20 protein-coding genes, 2 tRNA genes and 1 pseudogene are annotated in these 25,676 nt (G+C 63.9%); 7 read left to right on the plus strand and 16 right to left on the minus strand.

The features are described 5' to 3' along the window. Positions 1–156: 156 nt before the first annotated feature. Positions 157–1,380, minus strand: a complete 1,224-nt coding sequence (locus ACVIHF_RS20080; protein ID WP_456780293.1) for an MFS transporter — start codon at positions 1,378–1,380, stop codon at positions 157–159. A gap of 116 nt (positions 1,381–1,496) precedes the next feature. Here ACVIHF_RS20080 and ACVIHF_RS20085 point away from each other — a divergent pair, with 116 nt between their 5' ends. After that, a complete protein-coding gene (locus ACVIHF_RS20085) occupies positions 1,497–2,753 on the plus strand; it encodes a NupC/NupG family nucleoside CNT transporter (protein ID WP_456794104.1) in 1,257 nt (418 codons plus the stop codon). Positions 2,754–2,854: 101 nt separating this feature from the next. On the opposite strand, the gene ACVIHF_RS20090 is transcribed toward ACVIHF_RS20085, so the two are convergent. Further along, positions 2,855–3,085, minus strand: coding sequence for an MGMT family protein (locus ACVIHF_RS20090; RefSeq protein WP_092089686.1), 231 nt, complete (start codon positions 3,083–3,085; stop codon positions 2,855–2,857). Between the two features lie 352 nt (positions 3,086–3,437). Between ACVIHF_RS20090 and ACVIHF_RS20095 the strand changes: the two genes are divergently transcribed. Continuing rightward, complete coding sequence (locus ACVIHF_RS20095) at positions 3,438–5,939, plus strand: arylsulfatase (RefSeq protein WP_456780292.1); 2,502 nt, start codon at positions 3,438–3,440, stop codon at positions 5,937–5,939. 197 nt (positions 5,940–6,136) lie between these two features. Here ACVIHF_RS20095 and ACVIHF_RS20100 read toward each other — a convergent pair. The 4 genes and pseudogenes from ACVIHF_RS20100 to ACVIHF_RS20115 all read right to left on the minus strand — a co-directional run bounded on the left by ACVIHF_RS20100 (position 6,137) and on the right by ACVIHF_RS20115 (position 8,595). Continuing rightward, positions 6,137–7,467: pseudogene (locus tag ACVIHF_RS20100) on the minus strand (IS701 family transposase). Further along, entirely contained in the window at positions 7,464–7,622 is a 159-nt protein-coding gene (locus tag ACVIHF_RS20105; RefSeq protein ID WP_456792426.1) for a hypothetical protein, read from the minus strand. The pseudogene ACVIHF_RS20100 and the gene ACVIHF_RS20105 overlap by 4 nt, the downstream one beginning before the upstream one ends. A gap of 16 nt (positions 7,623–7,638) precedes the next feature. Then, positions 7,639–8,205 (minus strand): cupin domain-containing protein, encoded by a 567-nt coding sequence (locus ACVIHF_RS20110; protein WP_225163768.1) that lies wholly within the window; start codon positions 8,203–8,205, stop codon positions 7,639–7,641. 99 nt (positions 8,206–8,304) lie between these two features. Continuing rightward, the gene (locus ACVIHF_RS20115) at positions 8,305–8,595 is read right to left on the minus strand and encodes an usg protein (RefSeq protein ID WP_026192965.1); all 291 of its coding nucleotides are present in this window, start codon (positions 8,593–8,595) and stop codon (positions 8,305–8,307) included. A 392-nt stretch (positions 8,596–8,987) separates the two neighbouring features. Between ACVIHF_RS20115 and ACVIHF_RS20120 the strand changes: the two genes are divergently transcribed. The 4 genes from ACVIHF_RS20120 to ACVIHF_RS20135 all read left to right on the plus strand — a co-directional run bounded on the left by ACVIHF_RS20120 (position 8,988) and on the right by ACVIHF_RS20135 (position 12,110). Next, positions 8,988–9,302, plus strand: a complete 315-nt coding sequence (locus ACVIHF_RS20120) for a co-chaperone GroES (protein ID WP_038383333.1) — start codon at positions 8,988–8,990, stop codon at positions 9,300–9,302. Positions 9,303–9,345: 43 nt separating this feature from the next. Beyond that, positions 9,346–10,986, plus strand: coding sequence for a chaperonin GroEL (groL, locus tag ACVIHF_RS20125; protein ID WP_244071133.1), 1,641 nt, complete (start codon positions 9,346–9,348; stop codon positions 10,984–10,986). Positions 10,987–11,656: 670 nt separating this feature from the next. Then, the gene (locus ACVIHF_RS20130) at positions 11,657–11,872 is read left to right on the plus strand and encodes a hypothetical protein (protein WP_028352345.1); all 216 of its coding nucleotides are present in this window, start codon (positions 11,657–11,659) and stop codon (positions 11,870–11,872) included. Positions 11,873–11,912: 40 nt separating this feature from the next. Next, positions 11,913–12,110, plus strand: a complete 198-nt coding sequence (locus tag ACVIHF_RS20135; RefSeq protein ID WP_057018449.1) for a hypothetical protein — start codon at positions 11,913–11,915, stop codon at positions 12,108–12,110. Between the two features lie 18 nt (positions 12,111–12,128). On the opposite strand, the gene ACVIHF_RS20140 is transcribed toward ACVIHF_RS20135, so the two are convergent. The 6 genes from ACVIHF_RS20140 to ACVIHF_RS20165 all read right to left on the minus strand — a co-directional run bounded on the left by ACVIHF_RS20140 (position 12,129) and on the right by ACVIHF_RS20165 (position 19,465). After that, positions 12,129–12,866: a Crp/Fnr family transcriptional regulator gene (locus tag ACVIHF_RS20140; RefSeq protein WP_082653883.1), complete on the minus strand. Its 738-nt coding sequence runs from the start codon at positions 12,864–12,866 to the stop codon at positions 12,129–12,131. Between the two features lie 337 nt (positions 12,867–13,203). Further along, positions 13,204–16,566, minus strand: a complete 3,363-nt coding sequence (locus ACVIHF_RS20145) for an adenylate/guanylate cyclase domain-containing protein (RefSeq protein ID WP_456780291.1) — start codon at positions 16,564–16,566, stop codon at positions 13,204–13,206. Positions 16,567–16,791: 225 nt separating this feature from the next. Continuing rightward, a complete protein-coding gene (locus tag ACVIHF_RS20150; protein ID WP_456780290.1) occupies positions 16,792–17,943 on the minus strand; it encodes an SPFH domain-containing protein in 1,152 nt (383 codons plus the stop codon). Between the two features lie 338 nt (positions 17,944–18,281). Beyond that, positions 18,282–18,348: transfer RNA gene (locus ACVIHF_RS20155), tRNA-Ile, on the minus strand. Between the two features lie 2 nt (positions 18,349–18,350). Beyond that, positions 18,351–18,422, minus strand: a tRNA-Phe gene (locus tag ACVIHF_RS20160). Between the two features lie 203 nt (positions 18,423–18,625). Then, positions 18,626–19,465: a LysR family transcriptional regulator gene (locus tag ACVIHF_RS20165; RefSeq protein ID WP_310881168.1), complete on the minus strand. Its 840-nt coding sequence runs from the start codon at positions 19,463–19,465 to the stop codon at positions 18,626–18,628. 123 nt (positions 19,466–19,588) lie between these two features. Here ACVIHF_RS20165 and ACVIHF_RS20170 point away from each other — a divergent pair, with 123 nt between their 5' ends. Next, positions 19,589–20,182 (plus strand): cysteine hydrolase family protein, encoded by a 594-nt coding sequence (locus tag ACVIHF_RS20170; protein ID WP_028336826.1) that lies wholly within the window; start codon positions 19,589–19,591, stop codon positions 20,180–20,182. Between the two features lie 22 nt (positions 20,183–20,204). Here the strand turns inward: ACVIHF_RS20170 and ACVIHF_RS20175 are convergent, their stop codons facing one another. The 4 genes from ACVIHF_RS20175 to ACVIHF_RS20190 form a co-directional block, all read right to left on the minus strand. Further along, a complete protein-coding gene (locus ACVIHF_RS20175) occupies positions 20,205–21,701 on the minus strand; it encodes an AMP nucleosidase (protein ID WP_456780289.1) in 1,497 nt (498 codons plus the stop codon). A 123-nt stretch (positions 21,702–21,824) separates the two neighbouring features. Beyond that, positions 21,825–22,967, minus strand: a complete 1,143-nt coding sequence (locus tag ACVIHF_RS20180; RefSeq protein WP_456792428.1) for a tlde1 domain-containing protein — start codon at positions 22,965–22,967, stop codon at positions 21,825–21,827. 432 nt (positions 22,968–23,399) lie between these two features. Then, the gene (locus ACVIHF_RS20185; protein WP_456792429.1) at positions 23,400–24,095 is read right to left on the minus strand and encodes a DUF899 family protein; all 696 of its coding nucleotides are present in this window, start codon (positions 24,093–24,095) and stop codon (positions 23,400–23,402) included. 77 nt (positions 24,096–24,172) lie between these two features. Then, entirely contained in the window at positions 24,173–25,675 is a 1,503-nt protein-coding gene (locus ACVIHF_RS20190; protein WP_456780288.1) for a glycosyltransferase family 39 protein, read from the minus strand. Position 25,676 lies beyond the last annotated feature (1 nt).

Genomic DNA, 25,676 nt, shown 5'->3' on the forward strand with positions numbered 1-25,676 from the left:
CCCGCAAGTGCCCTCGCTCCGGGGGATATCACATCTGTTGCAGCCGGAGCCGATTCCGTCATTGCGAGGAGCGTCAGCGACGAAGCAATCCATATCTCCGCATGCGGTGAGATGGATTGCTTCGCTTCGCTCGCAATGACGGGTGGAGAGAACTCCCTACTCCAGCTTCTCGACGTCCCGCAGCGTCGGGAACAGCTTCATCCAGAGCAGCGCGACCGCAACCGTGGCGACGCCGCCGAGGACGGCCGACGGCACGGTGCCGAGCAGCGCCGCGGTGACGCCGCTCTCGAACTGGCCGAGCTGGTTCGACGCGTTGATGAACAGGAAGTTCACCGCGCCGACACGGCCGCGCATCTCGTCGGGGGTGGCGAGCTGCACCAGCGAGAAGCGGATCACGACGCTGATCGTGTCCGCAGCGCCGAGCACCGCGAGCGCCAGCGCCGACAGCCACAGCCAGTGCGACAGCGCGAACACCACCGTCGCGACGCCGAACACGATCACCGCCTGGAACATGCGCATGCCGACGCGGCGGTTGATGGTGTGCCGCGCCAGCACCATCGTCATCAAGAGCGCACCGACCGCGGGCGCGGCGCGCAGGATGCCGAGGCCGAGCGGGCCAGCTTGCAGGATATCGCGCGCATAGATCGGCAGCAGCGCGGTGACGCCGCCGAACAGCACCGCGAAAAGGTCGAGCGAGATGGTGCCGAGGATCGCCGGATTGCTGCGAACGAAGGTGACGCCGGCAAACAGGTCGTCCGACGACCCGCCGTTCTTCACCGGCGCCTGCTGCAACCGGCCGATGCCGCCGGTGAGCAGCGCGCCGAACAGCCAGAACACCATCATGATGCCGTAGGGCGCGCTCGGCATCAGGGCATAGGCAAAGCCGCCGAGCGCGGGTCCGGTGATGGTCGCGACCTGCGCCGCGCCGCTCGATATCGCGGTCGCCCGCTGCAGCGAGCCTTGCGGCGCGATCAGCGGCAATAGCGCGGCGGTCGCCGGACTCTCGAACGCGCCGGCGATCCCGAGCACGAAGGTCGCGACGAAGATCTGTATCTCGGAGATGGTGCCGGCAAAAGTGCTTCCGGCAAGAAACAATGCGGTCAGCGCCTCCGCGATCTGGCAGGCCTGCACGACGCGCTTGCGCTCGAAGCGGTCGGCGGCGTGGCCGGCGACGAACACCAACAGCGCCGTCGGCAGAAACTGCACCAGTCCGACCATGCCGAGGTCGAACGCGCTGCCGGTCAGATCATAGATCTGCCAGCCGATCGCCACCGCGCCGATCTGGCTGGAGAAGCGCGACAGGCTGCGCGACGACAAGAAGAACAGGAACGGTCTGTGGCCGAGCAGATCGCGGGCGCCGGCCGGCGTGGCGGAGGACATGGATGATTGCGTGGCCGAGCGCCTGCAACTTGTCAATGGCAGGAGAGAGAACGCGCAACAGCATTGCGCTGCGCGAGGCCCCTGCCCATAATCCCGCGAGAGTTCTTGGGGGCGTGATGCTGCAGTTGCAATCGGCGTTCGGCGTGGTGGCGTTGCTCTTGATTGCCTGGGCGCTGAGCGAGAATCGCCTGAAGGTGTCGCTGCGCCAGGCGTCGATCGGGCTTGTCGTCACGATCGTCACGGCTCTGGTGCTGATCAAGGTGCCGCTGGTGACGCAGGCCTTCGGCGCGATCAATGACGCGGTCGGCACGATCGCGGCCGCGACGCGCGCCGGCACCGCCTTCGTGTTCGGCTATGTCGGCGGCGGCCCCGCGCCGTTCGATCCCAAGGCGCCCGGCTCGGATTTCATCCTCGCCTTCCAGGCGCTGCCGATCGTGCTGGTCATGAGCGTGCTGACGACGCTGTTGTTCTATTGGCGCGTGCTGCCGCCTGTTGTGCACGGCATGGCCTGGCTGCTCGAGCGCACGCTCGGCGTCGGCGGCGCGGTCGGGCTCTCGACCGCGGCCAATATCTTCCTCGGCATGGTCGAAGCGCCGCTCTTCATCCGCCCCTATCTGGCGCAGCTCACCCGCAGCGAGTTGTTTCTGGTGATGACCGGCGGCATGGTCGGGATCGCCGGCACGGTGCTGGTGCTGTACGCGACGCTGCTGGCGCCGCTGATCCCGGATGCGGCCGCGCATTTCGTCATCGCCTCGGTGCTCGGCGCGCCGGCCGCAATTTTGGTGAGCCTGATCATGGTGCCGGAAACGTCGGACAAGCGCACCGGCGGATCGCTCGACAATCCCGATATCCAGGTGTCGTCGACGATGGACGCGATCGTGAAGGGCACGGCAGCCGGGCTCGAGCTCTTGATGAACATCATCGCGATGCTGCTGGTGCTGGTTGCGCTGGTGTATCTGGCGAACGCGATCATCGGCCTGCTGCCGGAGATCGGCGGCGCGAAGATTTCGCTGCAGCGCCTGCTTGGTTACGTCATGGCGCCGGTGTGCTGGCTGATGGGCCTGCCCTGGCCGCAGGCGATCACGGCCGGAAGCCTGATGGGCACCAAGACCGTGCTGAACGAGCTGATCGCCTATGTCGACCTGTCGAAGCTCGGCCCCGACGCGCTCGATCCGCGCTCGCGGCTGATCGTGCTCTACGCGATGTGCGGCTTTGCGAACTTCGCGAGCCTCGGCATCATGATCGGCGGCCTCGGCATCATGGCGCCCGAGCGGCGCGACGAGATCAACGCGCTCGGGCTGAAGTCGATCGTCTCAGGCACGCTGACGACCTGCCTGATGGGCGCGATCGTGGGGATGTTGACGCAGGCGTAGTGGCCCGGATGGAGCCAACGGGTCGCGCGAACGCGCGCCCGATGACAGGCTCAGCGCAATCCGGGGCGGTGCTGACGCGATGAAGCTCCCCGTCAAGCGGATCATTGTTGGGCCGGCCGACGGCGCGGACGCACGTAGCCGCGCATTGAGCCGTCGCTTGCAATAACGCGATGACAGGGGATCGATGGGTCGTAATTCGTGCGCATTATGGCACCAACCGCGCGTGCAGCCTTCGGATTGCCGGCTTTAGCAGCGACAGCTTTGTACGTCATAGCCTTCCCCTTTGGGATCTTGCGCACGATGTCGCGGACCTTATCTGAAAAGGTTTTCATCGGCCGAGTGTAGCAGATTTCTCAGAGGGTTTTCGCCTTTTTACTTGCGGTTGGAACGAGCGCGTCGCGTTGGCACGGAAGATTCGACCGGACGTGCCGGTGTTAGTTTCGAAGTGCGCGCCGCCGTCTCAACATTGTGGGCAGCTATTGGCCCCTAGCGTCGTTTGCCGCGCAGTGCCGGCGTGGACGCAAACGGAGCATTGCGGACATCGACCGGCGGCTCCGCCCGATGCGATTCGACGTGAATGACCCGAAGCGGACGTCGTTGACTTAAATCAACAACTGGTGGTTTAGTCCGAAGCACAACGGCTTTCCGACGTCGATGCATTCCGGGCACAAGGAAGCTTCAGTGATGAGCAATTTCAAGCCAGCGTCTTCGAAGCTGACCAGTAGAGGAACCTTGCTTGCAGCGACTTCGCTATTTTTCCTAACAACGACGGCATACGCGCAGCAAATCACGGGTACACCGGGTGCACCTAGCGCCACCATCACGATCGATGGCAAGCAGCTACCACCCGACCCTCCGAAATTCGGCGGCGTGATCAATGAAACCGCCAAGGAATCAAAACCTTATTGGCCGCCATCCGTCGTGCCGCCTAAGGGTGCGCCGAACGTGCTCTTGATCATGACTGACGACCAAGGTTACGGCGTGTCCGGCACTTTTGGTGGTGTCGTTCCGACCCCTGCCATGGATCGCGTCGCCAAGGCCGGTTTGCGTTATACGCAGTTTCACTCAACGGCACTTTGCTCGCCCACGCGGGCAGCCCTGATTACCGGTCGCAACCACCACTCGGTGGGGTTTGGCGTGATCGGTGAAATGTCAACCGGCTATCCCGGCTACGATTCCGTCATCGGACCTGAGAGCGCGACGATAGGGACGATCCTCCGAGACAATGGCTTTGCTACTTCGTGGTTCGGGAAGAACCATAACACCCCGACGTATCTTTACAGCGCTGCCGGACCGTTCGACCAATGGCCGATCGGAATGGGTTTTGAATATTTCTATGGCTTTATGGGCGGCGAGACCGACCAGTGGACGCCCTACCTTTTCAAGAACACTACTCAGATTTTCCCGTGGGTCGGCAAGTCGGGCTACAACCTGACCACCGATATGGCCGACGAAGCAATCAACTACATGAAGGGTCTGAACGCGGCGGCGCCCGATAAGCCATTCTTTGTCTACTATGTACCCGGAGGCACGCATTCGCCGCATCAGCCGAAGAAAGAATGGGTCGACAAGTTCAGGGGCAAGTTCGACATGGGGTGGGAAAAGCTGCGCGAGCAGATTTTTGCCAACCAGAAGCGGCTCGGAGTAATCCCTGCGAACACTCAACTGACGGCTTGGCCTGATACCCTACCGAAGTGGGATTCTCTCTCGTTCATTCAAAAGAAGCTGTATGCACGCGAAGCCGAGGTATTTGCCGGATATGCGGCCTACACCGACAACGAAATCGGCCGTGTCATTCAGGCCGTTGAGGACATGGGCAAGCTCGACAACACGCTGATCATCTACATCAGTGGCGACAATGGCACCAGCGCCGAAGGTACCCTGGAAGGCACTCCCAATCAGATGACCGCGTACAACGGCGTCCTGAAACTTCCAGAAGCTGAACTGATGCGGCACTATGAGGACTGGGGCTCCGACAAAACCTATCCGCACATGTCGGTGGCGTGGTCATGGGCCTTCGATACGCCTTTCAAATGGACGAAGCAGGTAGCCTCGCATTTCGGTGGCACGCGGCAGGGGATGGCAATCTCATGGCCCGGTCACATCAAGGATGTCGGGGGCATTCGCTCCCAATTCCACCACATCATCGATGTCGTACCGACGATTCTTGAGGCCACGGGCATTCAGGCTCCGGGGACGGTCAACGGTATTGCGCAAAAGCCCATCGAGGGCGTGAGCATGGCCTACACGTTCGAACAAGCCAACGCCAACGCGCCGTCAAAGCGCAGCACGCAATACTTCGAGATGTTCGCGAACCGCGGCATCTACCACGATGGCTGGTACGCGTGCACGACGCCTCCAGCGCCGCCGTGGCTACTTGGCACGGCCAAGCTTCCTGAGATCAACGATTACAAATGGGAACTGTATAATCTCGCCGAGGATTTCTCACAGAGCAACGACGTTGCCGCCAAAAATCCCGACAAGCTGAAGGAGCTACAGACGCTGTTTCTTAGCGAGGCGGGCAAGTACCAGGTCTTGCCGCTGGACAACTCCGTGCTTCCGCGCTTGATCACTCCACGCCCCAGTGCGACCGCCGGGCGAGCCGTGTTCACCTATAGTGGTGCTAATCCCGGCATTCCGGTCGAAAGCGCCCCCAACATTATGAACAAGGACTTCAAGATCACTGCTGAGGTAACCGTCCCGCCGGGCGGAGCTGAGGGTATGATTGCAACCCTTGGCGGCCGGTTCAGCGGGTATGGCCTTTACTTGCTCAAGGGCAAGCCCGTCTTCGTTTACAACATGCTGGATTTGAAGCGATACCGCTGGGAGAGCGGGGTAGGCGCGCGGGACTGGCTGGGCACTGCGCTCAAGCCGGGCAAGCACACTATCGTGTTCGACTTCAAATATGACGGGCCTGGCTTCGGCAAGGGTGGCACCGGGGTGCTCTCGGTGGACGGCAAGGAACTTTCCCGTCAGTCGATTCCGCACTCAATTGCATTTCTCATGGCCATCGACGAGTCCTTCGACATCGGAATCGACACCCGTACAGGAGTGGATGATAGCTACAAGCTGCCGTTCCAATTTACCGGCAAGATCGACAAGCTGACATTCAACCTCGGGCCAACGCAGCTCTCGAGCGACGATCAAAAGGTCATGCGACACGCGCTTGAAAGAGCGCGGGATTGATCGGCGTAACCTCGCCGAATTTCAAGCCCGCGCGGATCAAGAGTACGTCGATATCCGCTCTTGGCCCATCGCGACATCTTGCGTTGCCGCACGAACTTGGTCGCTATCGGGGCAAAGCGGACGTAGAGTCACGCCGACGGTTTTATGCGTACACGGCCTAGCACTACTTTGGCAGATTGTGTTTTCGCCGCTGTTTTTCAGGGATTTCCTTTCGGCAATATGGGCACTGCTGAGGCGGCGGCCGAAGGATGAGATCGACGATGGCGTGACGTACGGCTGGCATGGTTGGCTGAGGCGGAGGCCCGTTGATTCTTTTTTTTCCGCCCCGCGTATGCGAGGCGACGATGTTGCAGGAAGGCGTAGGCAATCATTGTCATCAAGGCGTGGCGATGAAGACCTTGCCATGACCGCCCTTCGAAGTGATCAAGTCCAAGCTCCTCCTTCAGCTGTTGATGCGCCTGCTCACAAATCCACCGTGCCTTGATGGTGGCGGCCAGCGTGCGCAGATCCGTCGCCGCCGGAAGATTGGCGAGATAGTATTTTGCTCACCAATGAGCCAGGCTTCGTCGCCTGGCAGATGCTGCTGACCTTTATCCCATATTCGCTGCGGAGGGCCGTCGGCGGTGCGGACACGGAGAGCAGCAAATCGAGCTTTGAGCCGACCTTTCGTCCCGCTACGCCAACTCAGGGTTTTCCATTTGGCGCTGGCCAGCATTTGTTCGGCCGCAATCGATAAGATATCGGGCACGTGGTGCTTTCGTGGTTTGCCACGGACTTTGGTGATCGGCCAAATGAGCTTCACATCGACCGGATACACTTTCTGGTGCCGAGGGATACCGACAGCCCAGGTCAGCCCGCGCTCTGTTAGCCCTTGTCGAAACGGTGCGCTGAGGCCGTATCCTGCATCCGCCAGCACACATCCAAAGCGCATGTTGGCTGCCATCGCGCGGTCAATCTCGGCCAAAGCGATCTCCGGCTTGGACCGTGGCGTTCGGTGTTCGACTGGCACGCGAGCGCGCTTCAAACGAGACATGTCGCTTGTCCAGCTGTCAGGCAGAAAGAGACGTAACGCGACCATCACTGGCACTTCGCCGCGTGCAAGCGTTAAAGACACCAGCGTTTGGCAATTTGCGGTTTTACCGAGAGCCGACGCGTATTGAGCCGCAACACCGACCGATCGCTCACCCTTCTTGGGAAGTGAGGTGTCATCGATAACCAGCATCGCATCCCTGCCGCCGACAAGTCGGTCCGCCTGGTTGAGCAGCTCCGTCTCCAGCGGCGTCGCATCCCAGACACCGTCCGCAATGAAATGGTGCAACTGGTCGTAGTTGCTCGTGGCAAGGCGTTCCGCCATCGGCTGAACGCTCTTGCGATCGCCCGGACCGATCAATCCCGCAACATACAGAGGACACATCCGCTGCCGGGTCTTATGACCCAGCCGGTCCAAGAACGGCATTAGCCAGCGTTCGAGTTCGTCTTCCCATCTCGGCATGGTCAGCCCTCCAAGAGCCGACCACCCATGAATCATTGAAAAATTGATTCGGGAATCCTATAAAACGCGGCAAAATCAACAATCTGCCAAAGTAGTGCTAGAAAATCGGCATGCCCGGGCTTGACCCGGGCATCCATCGACCAAGGAGAATCTTTCGAAGCAAGCTGGATGGCCGGGTCAAGCCCGGCCATGACGGCCGCGAAAAGCCTACGCCTTCAACTCCACCGTCTTGAACTCGGCCGGCAGGATCACCTCCAGCAGTTCGACGTCGTCGGAGTAGTCCAGGATCATGTGCCGGATGCGCGGCGGCTGGGTCCAGGCGCTGCCTTGCTGCATCAGCGTCTCGCCCTCGCCTTCCATGTAGGTCTTCACCCAGCCCTTGAGCACATAGACCATCTGGAAGTCGACATCGTGGAAGTGCAGCTTCGACACCTCATCGGGATTGCACGGTCCCTGCAGCCGGATGACGTGTGCCTGCGCGAGGCCATGCGAGGCGGCGGCGATGCCGAGGTCGCGGTACTTGGCGTAGGCGCGCAGCCCGTCGGCCTTAAAGTCCTCTTCGCGGTGATGGCTGATCGCGACGCGCTGCTTCGGCCGCGCCTTGGCTGCAGCTTTCGGCGCGCTCTTCTTGGCCGCCGAGACGCGGCCTTTCGACTTGATGGTCTTGCGCGCGGACGATTTCGCGGACGTCTTCTTGGCGCCTGCGCCAAGCCCCGACCATTTCTTCTTCACCGCGGTCTTGGCTGCCGATCTTGATGCCGTCTTCTTGGCCATTGTTTCGCCTCCCGTCTTTTTGTGACGGAGAGAGGCTAACACAAGTCGCGCGCCGCGAGGCGAGCAAAGGCGCACAGCGCGCTTTTGCCTCCTTGCCAGCTAATGCAGCCGGAACACGCCGTCGACGGCACGCAGCTCGGCCGGCTTGACCAGCTTGGAATGCGCCACCGTCACCGAAAACAGCGGGCCTTCGAGCTTCGCTTGCCAGAACGCGAGGAAATCCTGCAGCGCCGGAAATTTCGGAAACAGGTCGTAGTTCTGCCAGACATAGGTCTGCAGCAACGAGGGGTGATCCGGCATCCGATAGAGGATTTGCGCCGTCGTCAGCCCGTACCCCAGCAACTGCTTCCGGAAATCGTCGGAAACAACCCCACCAACTCGCGAGACCATGCCAACCTCCTGTGACGGAGCGCATTCACGTGGTGGCCGACCTCCCCGCCGGACCACCGGCAATGGATGCGCTCACATGAGAGAAATGTGACGCACGCGACTAACCCATCTCAAGCCTAAATGTTTAATAGGTTGTTGAAATTTCTTGCGTTGGCAGCAGCTTACCGCATCTGCTAATAGCCGCAGCGCCCCACGGGGCGGTATTAAGGATGCCGAAATGATCTCGGTATCCTTTTGGCAGCCGACACTTACGAGTGCCAATTTTTCTGCTAGAGGCACTTGCCCGCCGCCAAGGCTTGGCCTATCTCCTGCCCAGCCAGTCTGGCACTCGCTGGACTGGACTGCTAACTCTCCAAAAATCTACAGCATCTACAAATGTTTAGGAGGACTGCATGAAATTCCGTCCGCTTCACGACCGCGTCGTGGTCAAGCGTATCGACGCCGAAGAGAAGACCGCTGGCGGCATCATCATTCCGGACAGTGCCAAGGAAAAGCCCTCGCAGGGCGAAGTCACCGCTGTCGGCCCGGGCGGCCGCGACGAAGCTGGCAAGCTGATCCCGATCGACCTTAAGGTCGGCGACCGCGTCCTGTTCGGCAAGTGGTCCGGCACCGAGGTCAAGATCGACGGCGAAGACCTGCTGATCATGAAGGAAAGCGACATCATGGGCGTGCTCGACGTCCCCGCTTCCAAGAAGAAGGCCGCCTAAGCGCCTCTTTCCCTCCCAGTAAATCATTCCAAGGAAAACCCAGATGGCAGCTAAAGAAGTCAAATTCTCCGTTGACGCGCGCGACAAGATGCTGCGCGGCGTCGACATCCTCGCCAACGCGGTGAAGGTCACCCTCGGCCCCAAGGGCCGCAACGTGGTGCTCGAGAAGTCGTTCGGCGCTCCCCGCATCACCAAGGACGGCGTCACCGTCGCCAAGGAGATCGAGCTCGAGGACAAGTTCGAGAACATGGGCGCGCAGATGGTGCGCGAAGTCGCCTCCAAGTCCGCTGACGCGGCCGGCGACGGCACCACCACGGCGACCGTGCTCGCCCAGGCGATCGTGCGGGAAGGCGCCAAGTCGGTCGCCGCCGGCATGAACCCGATGGACCTGAAGCGCGGTATCGACCTCGCGGTCGAAGCCGTCGTTGCGGACCTCCAGAAGAACTCGAAGAAGGTCACCTCGAACGAGGAGATCGCCCAGGTCGGCACCATTTCGGCCAACGGCGATGCCGAGATCGGCAAGTTCCTCGCCGACGCCATGAAGAAGGTCGGCAACGAGGGCGTGATCACGGTCGAGGAAGCCAAGTCGCTCGAGACCGAGCTCGACGTCGTCGAGGGCATGCAGTTCGACCGCGGCTACATCTCGCCCTACTTCGTCACCAACGCCGACAAGATGCGCGTTGAGATGGACGACGCCTACATCCTGATCAACGAGAAGAAGCTCTCCTCGCTGAACGAGCTGCTGCCGCTGCTCGAGGCCGTGGTGCAGACCGGCAAGCCGCTGGTCATCGTCGCCGAAGACGTCGAAGGCGAAGCGCTCGCCACCCTCGTCGTCAACCGCCTGCGTGGCGGCCTGAAGGTCGCGGCCGTCAAGGCTCCGGGCTTCGGCGATCGCCGCAAGGCCATGCTGCAGGACATCGCGATCCTGACCGGCGGCCAGGCCATCTCGGAAGACCTCGGCATCAAGCTCGAGAACGTCACGCTGCAGATGCTCGGTCGCGCCAAGAAGGTGATGATCGACAAGGAGAACACCACGATTGTCAACGGCGCCGGCAAGAAGGCCGACATCGACGCCCGCGTTGCCCAGATCAAGGCGCAGATCGAGGAGACCACCTCGGACTACGACCGTGAGAAGCTGCAGGAGCGTCTCGCCAAGCTCGCAGGCGGCGTCGCGGTGATCCGCGTCGGCGGCGCGACCGAGGTCGAGGTGAAGGAGCGCAAGGATCGCGTTGATGACGCGATGCACGCGACCCGTGCGGCTGTCGAGGAAGGCATCGTCCCGGGCGGCGGCGTCGCCCTCCTCCGTGCGTCCGAGCAGCTCAAGGGCCTGCGCACCAAGAACGACGACCAGAAGACCGGCGTCGAGATCGTGCGCAAGGCGCTGTCGGCTCCCGCTCGCCAGATCGCGATCAACGCCGGTGAAGACGGTTCGGTCATCGTCGGCAAGATCCTGGAGAACAAGACCTACAACTACGGCTTCGACTCCCAGACCGGCGACTATGCCGACCTCGTCAAGAAGGGCATCATCGACCCGACCAAGGTCGTGCGCACCGCGATCCAGAACGCTGCCTCGGTTGCCGCGCTCCTGATCACCACGGAAGCGATGGTTGCCGAGCTGCCGAAGAAGAACGCCGGCGGCCCCGCGATGCCTCCGGGCGGCGGCATGGGCGGCATGGACTTCTAAGCGACGAAGTCGTCCCGGACGCGGTGCAGCGCGAAGCGGTGCACCGCAGAGCCGGGATCTCGCTCAACGACAACGAAATGCAAAACCCCGGCAGCGATGCCGGGGTTTTTGTTTGGGGCAGGCTCGCCGGGCGACTTACCAGGAGCCTTACGCTGCTCACAGCATGCACGTTATTCACAACACTCTCCGTAAATATACGTTGGTCTGAGTTGACAATTTCAAAAAAAATTTCGCGCGAGAGTCGCAAACCGAACCGACAGCGTCATCTTCGTCCCGCACAGTAGGCTCGGGACAAGATCGAAGTTCACTCTCAACAATCTGAATTGAGCACGGAGCGTCAGCTCCCGTGACGCGGGCAAGCGTTGCGGAGAATGCTTTCACTTGCGAGGGAGGCAGTGCAGTGAGCGAAAGCGACAAGGTTTTCAGCCGAGCCGCCTGAAGAAGCGGCGTTGAAGTCACATCGAGGATTCGTTCAAGGAGGGACCTGGCCGGTTGGAAGAAGCCCAGTGACGAGAGCATGCAGCCCCCACTGCCCGATGCTCCGTCAACCGCCGCAGGTGCGCGATGCCCCCCCAACTACCCCGCGCACCGATCAGGCCAATCCAACCGGCCGGACTATTCTGCAAGGCAACAGGCAAAAAGCAAAAGGCAATATGGGAGGGAGGCGCTCATGGGCATGGTGATGGTCAGATGTCCGCAAACCGGGCACGCGATTTCCACCGGAATCAAGACCGATCGCGAGAGCTTTCGACGCAGTACCGTGTTCTTCTCGCGCACGCCCTGTCCATTTTGCCGCGCGGATCACGCCTGGTTTGCGCGGGACGCCTGGGTCGACGAGCCGAGCATCCGCGTGCGGCGACGCCGCGGCGGCGGTTCACCGGCCTGAAAGTGGCCACCACTTTTGACGACCGCGATGGAGGGACACCATGGCGCAGGTACAGATCTCGACCGAAACGTCTGCCTGGCTGCTGCAGGCCAAGGACTTTCTCGATGAAGCACGACGGCTGAAGCCCGGTCCGAAGCGCAATGAGTTGCGCGAGACCGCAAAGGTGCTGCGTGAGATTGCGGAGCTCGAAAGGGTATCCTCCCCGACACGGGAGCTTGATCGGCGGCCGGGAAGCTGATCGCAGCAGGGAACGCGCTCACACGGCGTCGTCAGCCTCGATTTCCGGGATACCCGGATCGTTAGCCGGCGCCATTCCTCGCGTTCGAACCCTGTCGCCCGAGAAGATCTCCTCGGCCTCGATACGCATGACGCGATGGCATTCGCACGCCGCCGCCAATAGCCGCGCCCGGTCGATCTCGATCTGGCCTCGTTGATCTGACCTGATCGCACCGCGCTTGCGCAGATTGCCCATCAGCAAGGTCACCGTCGTTCGTCGCACGCCGAGGATTTGCGACAGCGCTTGCTGGGTCAGCGGGAGGACGTCGCTGTCGACGCGGTCGCGAAGCTGAAGCAGCCAGCGCGCCATCCGCGCCTCGACCGGGTGGAGCGCATTGCAAGCGGAGCCGAGCTGAAACTGGATCAGCATCGATCTGACGTGCTTCTGGATTGCCTGCCGAATCCCCGGACTGCGCCCGAAAGCGGCGTGAAAGCGCGCCGCCGGAACCCGCGAGGCGGTACCAGCCGCACGAACGACGGCGGTAATGCCTGACGGCGAGGCTCCGAGAACCGAAAGACTGCCCACGGCCCCTTCGCATCCGACCACGCCGGTTGCGACCGTCTGCCCATCCGCCATGTCGATCATCAACAGGATCGCGCCGCTGTGAGGAAAGAAGACGTAGTCGATCTCGTCACCGGCGCGCGCCAGGACTGCATCCTGTTCGAGCGCAACGGTCTCAAGTTCGGGTCTCAGGAGGTCCAGATCCGCCGGCGACAATGTCGCGAGAAGGCGATTACAAGTTCCACCGGAAATGCTCACCTGCGGGAACGTCAAGGGTCGCACAGCATACTCACTCAAACACGGGATCAAAAACATATTCCAAACGTTTGACCGCAAGGCGGAATTCTCCGCGGCGGCGTCCTTAAAGTTAGATGCAAATGCGCCGCCGGACGCAATAGCAAAATGCACATCGTTACACCGTAGAACTTCGGGAACCCAACAGTTCCAGTTTCGCATCGCTCGCGCCGCGCGCGACATCCGAACCTGCTCTTTCACTATCTGCGCGGGCGCAGGAAGGTAGCGGACGCGGTGTGACCGCTCGCTGCGGCACCCGTCAAGACGCGCGCGAGTGCCGGTCCGGCCACCGACGCGCCTGCGCGAGCAGTTCCTGCGCGTCCTTGATCTCGGCAAGGTCGAGCGCCGGATCGAAACCGGCGAGCACCGGCGCCAGCAATTGCGATATCTCCTCTGCCCGGCCGCTGCGGCTGTAAAGACGTGCAAGTCCCAGCGCGCTGCGCAGCTCGAACGTCCTGGTCTGCTGCCTTCGAGCAATCTCGAGGGCACGGCGGAAGGCATCCTCGGCGCCGGACATGTCGGGGCTGTGACGATGCGACAGCAGCCCAGCCTGCACGCGGTACAGCTCGGCATCCAGCCAGTGCTGCCCGGACTGCTCCGTCGCCTCGATCAACTCATTGATGATGTCGAGCCCGGCATCGACATGCCCGGCCTCCGCATTCGCCACGGCAATCTGCAATCCCCAGAACGGTTCACAGAGATAGCAGTCGTTCTCGTGAAGCAACGACCAGCCACGCTGCATCTCCGCGAGACCTGCGGCGCGGTCGCCGGCACGCCACTTCTCCAGACCATTGAGATAGGTGCCGGCGGCGACGTACAACGGCATCGTGTGGTCGCGCGCCAGGCCGAGGGCCAGGATCGTGTCGGTCTGGCGCAACCTGCTGCCGCACAGCCCGTCGAAGACGGCCTTGTGAACCAGCGCATTGGCGTGCGCGAGCGCGCGCTGCTTCCCGGCGACGTCCACGGCCGCGCCCGCGAGCTGCCGTGCCCGATCGATCTCGCCACACGGCCAAAGCACCAGGGCGAGAAATCTCATGATGACGAACGGCAAGTCGAGCGTCGACGCCTTGAAGGTTGCCGGATCCGGCTCGGTCGCATAGGCCGCGAAGGCCTGCTCGAGATGGATGCCCGCGTTCACGTACTCGCCCGCGAACCAGCAAGTCACCCCGCTGGCCCAGCGCGCGATGATGGTCGCCACCGGCGACTGCGGATGCCGTTCCGCTGCGCCCATGATCGCCTCCGCCAGCTCCCGCATCGGCGCGAGCTCGCCGTGGGTCAAGCAGGCGTTGAAGAGGCCCGACTGGATCGGCGCCAGTTCGATCGGATCATCGATATCGGAGGCGAACTGCCGGGCGCGCGTCCAGGCGGCGACGGTCTCGGGCGCGCTGTGCCCGAGACTGCCCCGCAGCGCGCGGCCGTAGGCGATTTGCAGATGGAGCCGGCCGATCATCCGATCCGGCTCGTCGGGCAGTTCATCGGCGATGGCGACCGCCTTGCCGAGATGCGCGATCGCCTCGCAATAGGCCGAGCGCTTCAGCGCCTGCTGACCGGCCTTGCGCCACCACGCCAGCGCGGTCTCGCCGAGCCCTGCCTCGGTGAAATGGTAGGCGACGACTTCCGGCTCGATCTCGGCCATCTCGGCAAACTTGTCGCGCAACACATCGCCGATATGCTTGTGAAGCAATTGCCGGCGGCTCTTGAGCAAGCTCTCGTAAGCCGCTTCCTGGACCAACGCGTGCTTGAAGCTGTAGCTTGCGTCCGGCGGCACGCCCCGGCGCAGCAGCAGCTCGGCCTCTTCGAGCTGGGCAAGCGCCGCGGCAAGCGTCAGATCGTCGCGCCCTGCCACGCTGCGCAGCAGCGCATATGAGAACTCGCGGCCGATCGCGGCGCCGATCTGCGCCACCTCCTTGACCGGCGCCAGCCGGTCGAGCCGTGCCATCAGCGAGTCCTGCAGCGTTGCCGGGATCGCCAGCGGCGGCAGCGGATTGTCGAGGCGATAGCGCCCGGCCTTCTCGACCAGCAGCCCCGACTCCATGACCATCTTGGTCAGCTCCTCGACGAACAGCGGGACACCGTCCGTCCGCTCGACGATCTGCGCCATCATCTCGCCGGGCAGCAACCGGCCGACGGTCACCTGCTCGATCAGCGCGCGCGTATCCTGCCGGTCGAGCCGATCGAGCCGCAGCAGGCTGACATTGGCGAGCCCTGCCCATGGCGGCTCGAACTCGGGCCTGAACGTCATTAGCATCAGGATCGGCAGTCCTCTGATCCGGTCGACCGCGAGGTCGAGCAGCTCGAGCGATGTGGCATCGGCCCAATGCACGTCTTCGCAGACGACAAGCACCGGCTGCTGCCGGGCAAGGCCCTCGAGCTGGTCGAGCAGCGCTGCGAATGTCTGCCGCCGCTGCTGCGCCGGGCTGAGGCCGAGCGGCGGATAGCGGTCGCCGGTCGGGATCGACAGCAGCGCTGCGATCAGCGGTGTCACGGAAGGCACGTGCTGCGTGCCGAGCGCCAGCATGGCTTCGAGCTTGTCCAGCTTCTGCTCCGGCGCATCCTCCGACCTGATACCGGCGGCGCGCTCGAGCTGGCCGACAAAGGGATGCAGCGCGCTGTTGGTGTGATAGGGCGAGCATTGATACCGCACACGGCGGTGTGTTCCGGGCGCCAGGCTGTCGGAGAGCATCGCCACGATGCGCGATTTGCCGATACCCGCTTCGCCCGATATCAGCACCGCCTGGCCCTGGCCCTGCCACGCCAGTTGCTGGCGCGACAGCGCAAATTCGATCTCCGCCTTGCGGCCGACGAAGCCGATCGAGCGCGCGGTGCGCACCGCCTCGAAACGGCTTTCCGATGCCGGCTCGCCTTCGACGGCCCACACCGCGATCGGCTCGGAGATACCCTTGACCTCGCGGCGGCCGAGGTTGCGCAGCGTGAACAGATTGCCGAGCAGCCGGCGGGTCGAGGCCGCCACGACGACCACGCCCGGCTCCGCCAGGCTTTGCAGCCGCGCCGCGATGTTCGGCGCATCGCCGACCAGCGCCTGCTCCTCCGACGCGCCGCCGGAGACGAGGTCGCCGACCACGACAAGCCCGCTCGCGATTGCGATCCGTACCGCAACGCCCTCTTCCGCGCGGGTCTCGAGCTTGCCGATTGCAGCGATGACATCGAGGCCGGCGCGCACCGCGCGCTCCGCATCATCCTCGTGGGCGCGGGGATAGCCGAAATAAGCAAGGATCCCATCGCCGATAAATCTGGCTACGGCGCCGTCATATGTCGTGATCACCTGCGCACAGGCTGCGCGATAGGCGCGGATCACCTCCCACATGTCCTCGGGATCGAGACGTGCCGATAACGCCGTCGAGCCGACCAGATCGCAGAACATCACGGTGAGGTGGCGGCGCTCGGCATCGTGCGGTGAAACCGGCGCGGCGATCAGTTCGGCTTGATTGAGATCGGCGATCGCGCGCAGCATCTTGCGGCGATGGCCGAGCAGGACGCCGAGCCTGTCGAAGTCTTCATCCGTCAATTCGGGAAGAACGCCGAGGTCGATCCCGTTCTCGGCAAAACGCAGCGCGTATTGCCCAAGTCCCAGCTTCTCGAGCCATTCCGCAATCTGCTGCACTGGCTTCACCGACGGGTTGACGGCTGGCCGAATGGACCACGGTGCATGAACGTTATCGCAATCTGACCGGAGTGGCACCTCTGTTTTGCGGCCCGGAGCCGGACATGCGAATTGGGCCGTGGCGGTGCCCCGTTACAGCCGTCTGCACGCTAACATTCGTACGATTGCCGTCGGTCCGTCCCGGCTAAAAAATCGAAGGGCCGCCCGTGGGCGGCCCTTCCTGTCTTACGCGCTCTCGGGCGCCTTGAGACGCACCAGCTTGGTCAGCAGCGCATCGAGGCCCTGGCCCTCGCCCGCATGCAGGTCGATGCGGCCGACCTTCTCGACCAGACGCTCGAGCGACTCCAGCTCCTTGAGCCGCAGCAGCAGAGGGTTCTCCTCCATCAGCCTGGCGGTGTTCAGGAGCGAACGCGTCGCCGCGGTCTCCTCCTGGCGGCGGATCAGGTTGGCCTTCGCCACCCGCTCCGCCTCCACCACCTTGTTGACCAGCTCGCGGATCTCGCCGGGCAGGATCACGTCCTTCACGCCGAGCTCGGTGACCTCGACACCGCTGTCCGCGACACGATCGCGGACGAAGTCGCGAAGCTCCGTGTCGAGCGCCGTCTTCGCGGACAGCACCTCGTCCAGCGTGCGGCCGGCCACCGCCTCGCGGATCGCGAACTGCACCAGGCGGTACAGCCACGCATCCACGTCGGGCACCGTTGCCACGACCCGCTCGGGATCGATGATCCGGCGGAACGCGGTCAGCGTCACGCGCAGCGCGATGCGATCCTTGGTCAGCATCTCCTGCGCCGTGATCTCGACCGCCTGGGGACGCAGATCGAGGCGCTTGACCTCGATCTTGCGGCCCGCGATCCAGAACGCGTGCCGACCGGGCGCGAGCCGCTCGACCAGCTTGCCCTCGACCGTGAGCAGACCGGCCTCGTGGTTCTCGACCACCGCCTCGGTGATGACGCCGGCCCGGTTGGGCTGGATCATCGCGAGGTGGCGTGCCGTGACCCTGGGATCGCTGGTGACGTCGATGCGCTCGACCTCGACCGACGTCGCGACCTTCCAGTACACGCGCGTCTGCCAAGGCGTCATCAGTTGCACGGGACGGCCGTCGAGGCTGACGATCGCGATCTCGTTCGCGCGGGTTTCCACCGCCTCGAACAGCTCGTCGGCGAGATCAGGCCGCGCGGCCTTGATCACCGCGAAGCGATCCGCGGGGAATTCGGTCCGCACGACGCTGAACAGCTCGGCCTTGAGCTGATGCAGGGGATCGAACAGGCGGTGACGTCCGGGCGCGAGCACCTGCTCGAGCCGGCCGTTGCGCGTCAGCAACGCGCGCTCGCCATCCTTCACCGTCAAATTGGTCGTCAAGAAGTGCCAGGTCATGACACGCCTCCATCGTTTGCCTTCAGGCCCATGGGCCTGAGAGCGGGTTGCATTTGGCAAAGGACGTGAGGACGCGAACGCGGCTTCCTGTCAGCCAAGCGGGCCGTGGCTTAAGGCTTGCGCGATGACGGGCGCACGCGCGCGTTCGCGCGACGAATGTCGCGCGGCCGAGCGGAGCCACCCGGCATCAGCGCAAGCGGTATCCACCGCGGCGCAAAGCCGGTCTCACAGTGTCGATGTTCGGACGAAATGCCTTGCGGCAGGACGGCCGGACTGCGACTGAAGCGCGCGTCCGGTCCCCTTCAGAGGTATCAGCTTTACAGGCTGAAACGGAGCGCTTGGAGCGGGAATCGAACCCGCGACCCGATGAGTATCATTCACCTGCTCTAACCAACTGAGCTATCCTTTGTGAGAGACCGGATTCGAACCGATGCCTTCGGGATTTCATCCCCGACGCTCGACCATGAGCTTCATCTCGCGATCTTCATTTCGGCGGAACACGACACCGCAAAGCGGCTCGCGCCAGTCGGGATCTCAACGAGCCCGAACCCGTGGCCGAAGCGAAGGAGCGGGCTAATAGACGAAGCACGTCCGGGTTGCAAGAGGGCTGCGTGTGATTTTTTCATGACGGGGCGCTGCTGTGACCCACGCGTCGCGGCACGTCCCGTCATTGCGAGGCACCTCACCCCCTCTGCGTGGCATCCTGGAAGCAGGCGCGCAGCCAGTCGATGGTGACGCGCGTCGCCGCGTCGCGCTTGAGATGGTTCTGCACCAGGAGCCAGACGTCGCGTCGCTTCGGCAGCAGCGTGGCGCGCAAACGTCGGTCGGTCAGCAGGTCGGCACAGCTGTGCTCCGGCAACACGCCGACCGCGTGATGCGACTGAATCAGCGTGTGGATGATCCGGACATTGTCGGTGACGCAGCGCGCGCGAAGTCGCTTCGTGCGCAGGAACTGCATTTCCGGAATCCCTCCAAGCTCGTCGGGATAGGCGCACAGCATCGCTTCGCCCGCTGTCGTCGCGGCCGGCTCGAAGAAATACGACCTGACCTCGGCAAGCTTCGAGATCGCAAAGTCGCCCTTGTCCGGCTTGCGCAAGCGGATCGCGAGATCGGCCTCCCAGCGCGAGAATTTTACATTGTCGCTCGACGTCAGAAACTGCAGCGTCAGACCTGGATGGGCGCGCAGGAATTCACTTGTGCGCGGCGCCAGCACCTCCTCGGCGATCGCGCTGGTGGAGGCGATGCGCAGCCGCCCGACCGGACCAGGCAGGCTTTCGCCGATCCGGCCGATCTCCTCGGCATGCGCCGCCATCGCCTCGATATGCGCGAGCACCATGTCGCACTGCCGAGTCGGCTTGCGGACGCCATCGACGGCCTCGAACAGGCGCAGGCCGAGCGCGCGCTCGATCCGCGCCAGCCTGCGCCCGACCGTGGTCTCGTCGATGCGCAGCCGCGCGCTGGCGCCCGCGTAGGTGCCCTCGTCCCTGACGGCCGCGATGATGCGAAGATCGTCCCAGTTCATGGCGGCAGGCTACATCGCGCGGCTGCCGCCTGCAATAACGCAGCCACTGGCTGCAATATCCCTGCATAACAGCAGGCCGATCTCGGGCTATGTTTTCGGCGACACATCCGCTGGAGAACGACCATGACGTCAGCCAAGACATTGATGCAGCTTGCCGGTATCGACCTCACCCCGCCCCGCCTCGGCGACAGCTGCCTGGTGCTGATCGATATCCAGAACGAATATCTGGCCGGTCCGCTGGCGCTGCCCGACGCCAACCCGGCGATTGCGCGCGCCACCGCATTGCTCGCGCGCGCCCGGGAAAGCGGCGCCGCGATCATCCACATCGCGCACAAGGGCCAGCCGGGCAGCCTGTTCGACCGCAGCGCGGAGCGTGGCGCGATCGTCGCGCCGCTGGCGCCGCGGCCGGGCGAGATCGTGATCGAGAAGCAATTGCCGAACGCGTTCGCCGGCACCGACCTCAACGCGCAGCTTGCCGCGACCGGCCGCAAGGAGCTGGTGCTGGCCGGCTTCATGACGCATATGTGCGTGAGCTCGACGGCCCGCGCCGCGCTCGATCTCGGCTTCCGCACCACGATCGACGCCGACAGCTGCGCCACCCGCGACCTGCCCGACGGCGTCGGCGGCACGATTGCCGCAAGGCTGATTCACGACGTCGCGCTCGCCGAACTGTCCGACCGCTTCGCGATCATCGCCCGCGGCAACGCGCTCGCCTGAGGGCCGCTCCGCTCTGCGTTCGCTACTGAAACGCGACCTCGGCAAAGCTGCGCAGCTTGCGCGAATGCAGGCGTTCGGATTCCTGCTGCTTGAGCCGCTCCAGCGCCCTGAGACCGATCTCAAGGTGCTGGCCGACGCGCTGGCGGTAGAATTCGCTGGCCATGCCTGCGAGTTTGATCTCGCCGTGCAGCGGCTTGTCGGAGACGCATAGCAGCGTGCCGTAGGGTACGCGGAAGCGATAGCCGTTGGCGGCGATCGCCGCCGATTCCATGTCGAGCGCGACCGCGCGCGACTGCGACATGCGCCGGATCACCTGCGGCCCGCTGATCTCCCAGTTGCGGTTGTCGACGCTGGCGACCGTGCCGGTGCGCATCAGCCGCTTGAGCTCGAAGCCGGTGAGCCCGGTCACCTCGCCGACGGCTTCCTCAAGCGCGACCTGCATCTCCGCAAGCGCCGGGATCGGCACCCAGAGCGGCAGCTCGTGATCGAGCACGTGGTCCCCGCGCACATAGCCATGGGCGAGCACATAATCGCCGAGCCGCTGCGTATTGCGCAGTCCGGCGCAGTGCCCGATCATCAGCCAGGCATGCGGCCGCAGCACCGCGACGTGATCGGTGATGTTGCGCGCATTGGACGGACCGATTCCGATATTGATCAAGGTAATGCCGCGATAGCCGGGCCGGACCAGATGAAAGGCCGGCATCTGCGGGACGCGTTCGGACGGGGTCCCGGTGGTGCCGCCGCCGAGCCGCGCATTGTGCATGATCACATTGCCGGGCGCGACGAAGGCCTCGAGACCGGCCTCGCCCGACGCAAGCCGCTGCTGGGAGAGCTGCACGAAGGCATCGACATAGAACTGGTAGTTCGTGAAGATCACGAAATTCTGGAAGTGCTCCGGATCGGTGCCGGTGTAGTGGTAGAGCCGGCGCAGCGAGTAATCGACCCGCGCCGCGCGGAACAGCGCCAGCGGCTCCGGCACGCCCGGCGTCAGCTCAAAGGTCCCGTCGGCGATCGCATCGTCCATCGCGGCGAGATCGGGCGTATCGAAGATGTCGCGCAGCGACCTGGTGAACGCCGAACTGTCGGCGATGGTCAGCGCCGCCTCGATATTGATGTCCCGGCGGTAGGCGAAATGGATCGGGATCGGCTCCTGCGACTCGCCGATCTCGACCGCCACGCCATGGTTCTTGATCAGGAGCCCGATCTGCTCGGTGAGATAGGTTCGGAAGATATCCGGCCGCGTGATGCTGGTCTCGTGGACACCGGGTCCTGCGACGAAGCCGTAGGCAAGCCGCGAGTCGAGCCGCGCGTGCGACGAGGTCGTGATGCGGACGAACGGATAATGCGCCCGCACCCGCGTCGTGAACGGCACGCCGTTGACATAGGCCTCGAAACGATTGCGCAGGAAGCCGGTGTTGCGCTCGTAGATCTCTTCGAGGCGGACAACGGCGGCTGCGGCATCGACGAACGCTTCGGTCGTGATCGGCGGCGGGGTTTCGATGGAGTGTGTGGGAGACATGTTCGCGTTGCACCAGATCCGTTGCCGAGCTTGGACTCGCTCTGGATCAGTGCAGTATAGCGACTATGGCATCCAGTTCCAGACGTCGATCAGGCCGCGGCGGTGGGCCGCTGCCCGCTCTGACTACTGAATCCGCGCGAGCACCGCGAGACGGCGGATGCCCTTGTTACGGTAGGCGTCGAGGAACGCGTAATAGTCCTTGAACGAGACGCAACCGTTGGAGTCGCCGTTCGGACCGAGCATGAAGGTGTGCGCGAGCAAGCCGTCGCGGTTGAAGATCTTGCCCTCGCCGCCGATCGGATTGAGCCGCAGTGCCGGCACGCCGTGGAACAGCGCCTCGCGCGGCTTGAGCTCGTAAATGTGCGGCGGCGTCACGCCGACCATCTTCAGATGCGAGGACCTGGGGTCGTCGAGCCTGGAGCCGAGGCCCGAATGCGCCTCGAGGCGCGTGCCGTCGGGCAGGTACACGGTCTTGGCTGAGATGTCGTAGACCGCGGTCTGACGGTCATAGGGCGGCGAGCCGCCGAGCATCGGGTTCTGGTCCAACGTCGAGGGGATGCTGCCGGTCACGTTCGCATCGGCTGAAGCGAAGGAGAGCAGTCCGCCGCTCGACTCCCGCTTGCCCCACAGTTTTTCGACCATGGTCTGCCGCTCGTTCGATGCGATCGACATCACCGCGGCCTTGGCGCGCGCGGCCATGTCGCGAACGCCGCCGGACTTCGCAGCCTGCTTGGCCTCGGCAGGCTTCGCCTCGGACGCCTTCTCGGCCCCCTTGGGCTGAACGTCCGCGGTGGGATCGTTGAGCGCCACCTTCAGATTGGCGGCGGCCTGCTTCTTGGCGGTCTCGACCGACTTCGGCGCCGGCAACGGCTTCGATGTCTCGGCAAGCTCCGCGGAGGCGACCGCCCTCGCCGCTTCGGCGACCTTGGGAGCAGCGGCCTGCTTGATCGGGTCGATCTGCGATGCGGCGTCAGCCACGACGCTGGACGCGACGCCCTCGGGCGAGGCGGCCGCAAACCGATCGTTAAACATAAGCGACGATGCCGGGACTTCCGACTTCGCGACCTCGGTCTTCGCGGGCGCCGCCGGTGCGGGCGTCAAGGACGCGAACACCTCGTTGAAGGCCGGCGTCGGCCGCGCAGCGACCGCGACGGGCCGCTTCACCACCGGCGCATCGAACGACGCATTGCCCACGGAGGGATAGACGCTCGCCGCAAAAATGTTGGCGTAGACGGTCCAGGCGCAGCCAAGCACCAGCCCCGCCACCGCGGCGCTGCCGAGGAAATGCTGTGGGAGAATTTTTCGGGAGGATTTCTTGCGGCTTGGCGCCCCAAGAACATACGCACTCGCACTCGCACTCGTACCCATACGCCCGGCGCTCAAAACAGGTCCACCTTTGTCCCTCACTCGACGCGGGGTCGAACGGGTGTTCGGCTCAACGTCGCGCGGGGGCACAGACGGCCATTAAGGCGACTTTTAGTTAAATGCGACTTAACCGGATGCGATCCCCTGCAGCGCGGGAAGTGCCTGTGGCGTAGGGCTTTTTTAAGATGACATTGGACCGCCAAAGCGGCTTTTCTGTCCCATCATGGGACATTCCGGTATGCCGCTCCAGCGCGGCATACCGGAATATATTCAGGGGAGAATTTCCTTGCCGATCGCCCCGTAATCGCGCGGGGATCGAGCAAAAACCATCTCTCAGTAGCTGAGCTTCGGATACCAGTCCTTGCCGCGTCCTTCAGGCGTCGTGTCGAGCAAGGTCCACAGCGGATCCATGTCCGGTGCGCCGCGCGGGTCCTGGCCGGGGTCCATCGTGCCCGCACCCATTTCGCCTGCCCAGAAATGACGGATCGTGCCGTTGTGGCGCGTGAAGACATTGTAGCCCGGCAGGTCGCTGTCATCCTTGCTGACATAGTCGCGCGTGTAATCACCCGACGCATCCGAGTAGATCCTGTGACGCGTCCAGCCGCGCGCCTTCTTCGCCTCGATCAGCCGTGCGATCGGCGAGCGCGCCACGAACACGAACGACACGCGCTGCTCGATATCGGGCAGCTTCTCCTCCCACGTGCTCATGAACGACGTGCACATCGGACACGGCTTCTCGCGCTGCGGGCCGTACATGTAGCTGTAGATGATGAGGGTCGGCTTGCTGCCGAACAGATCGGCGAGCGATGCCGCACCGGCCTCTCCGATGAACTCATAGGACTTGATCACCTCGCCGCCCGGCGGCAATGCGCGGCGTAGCGCGGCGACGCGCTCGATATGCCGGCGCAGCTCGATCTCTTCGACGAGCAATTCCTGGCGGGCGCTTCGATACTCGGCGCTCTCATTGGGAAAGCGCCTGACATTGGTCGTGGCGAGTTCGGCAGCAGGCTTGAGGACGGAACTGGTCATGTTGGAACCTCGCGTGGTTGACGGGCTGTCTGGAAGACGACCCGGACCCGGACGATCCGACACTCAACGGCGAGGATTTATTGCAGTTCCGGCGGCGGGGAACGGTCGAGGATCTCGCCCTTTGCGCCTTCCAGCAGGTCGAGCGCGTAGGTCTCGATGGTCAACGGCCCCCGCATGCGTTTGGCCTCGGCCACCGTTTCGACACGGGCGAAATTGTCGCGCAGCGAGGCCGGCATCGCCTGCTCGACCTCATGCACATAGAGCAGCTTGCCAGCCAGTTGCGCCGGGCTCGGCTCTTGCATGTTGACCCAGCGAATGCGCTGGCCCTGCTGGGCGACGCAGGTGCCCTTGGGGAGATAGAAGGCGAGCCAGCCGGTGGTGCCGTAGTCCGCCGCCAGCACGCAGCTCGCGCCGGTCCGGACGCGGGTCGCCTCGATCTCGTCCGTAAGCTCCTGCCAGCCGACACCGACGCTGCGCACGGTGGCGTCGCGGCGGTAGCCCGAGAGCAAACCGGTGTTGGCCTGCACGATCAGCAGCGCGAACAGCACGACGCCGACGGGTGCGGCCCAGCGGCGGCAGAAATCGACCGTGCGCTGCTCGCGCGACGCCCACTGCACCTGGACTGCCGCGACCGCGGCCGCTACGGCAAAGGCGGGATAGACCGGCGCGAACCAGTTGGCCTCGACCCGCGCATGCAATGCGTGCCAGGTGAAGTAGACCACGATGGTCCAGAACATCGTGTTGACCAGCACGCGCGCCTCCAGCGCGCCGGCGCGGCGCCGATAGAGCGCGTAGAGGCCCATCACGCCGAGGATGAAGACCAATGGCGTTGCGAACGCAAACTGGGTCGGGATCAACTCGGCGATGTAGGTCGGGCGGAAATCCTCGATCCGCGCGCGGCCCATCTGCTTGATGAAGGACACCCAGTGATGGTCGGCATTCCAGCGGATGACCGGGCTGAACAGGCCGAGCGCGACCAGGCCGCCGAGATAGAGCCAGGGCGACAGAAACCAGCGCCGCAGCTTCGGCACCATCGCAAGCCAGATCAGGATCGCCGGACCAAAGAACAGCGCCGAGTATTTCGACAGCAGCGCCGCGCCGGCGCTGGCGCCGACCGCAAGCCACCATTCGCCGCGACCGCTCTCCAGCACCTTTGCCAGCGCGTACAGCAGGAGGCTGGCAGCGACCAGCAGCGGCGCATCCGGCGTCACGATCAGCGTGCCGACGGCGGCCATCAGCGTGACATTGAGCAGGATCGTTGCGCTCGCGGCGACGCGCCGGCCGCCGAACAGGATGCCGGCCGCCCGGTAGATCGCCCAGCTCATCGGCAGTGCGAGCAGGATCGACACCAGCCGCACGCCGAACGGCGTATCGCCCGCGATCATGGTGCCGAGCCGGATCACCACCGCCACCATCGGCGGATGGTCGTAATAGCCGCCGGCGAGCGACTTCGACCACATCCAGTAATAGGCTTCGTCGAAAGTCAGCGGCGTCCATGCCGCGGCGGCCAGCCGCAACACGACCAGCGCGCACACCGCAAGCGCGGTGTTTCGGGCCAGCCGCGCCTCGCTCGCGTTCATG

It is taken from the genome of Bradyrhizobium sp. USDA 4506, from assembly GCF_054058795.1.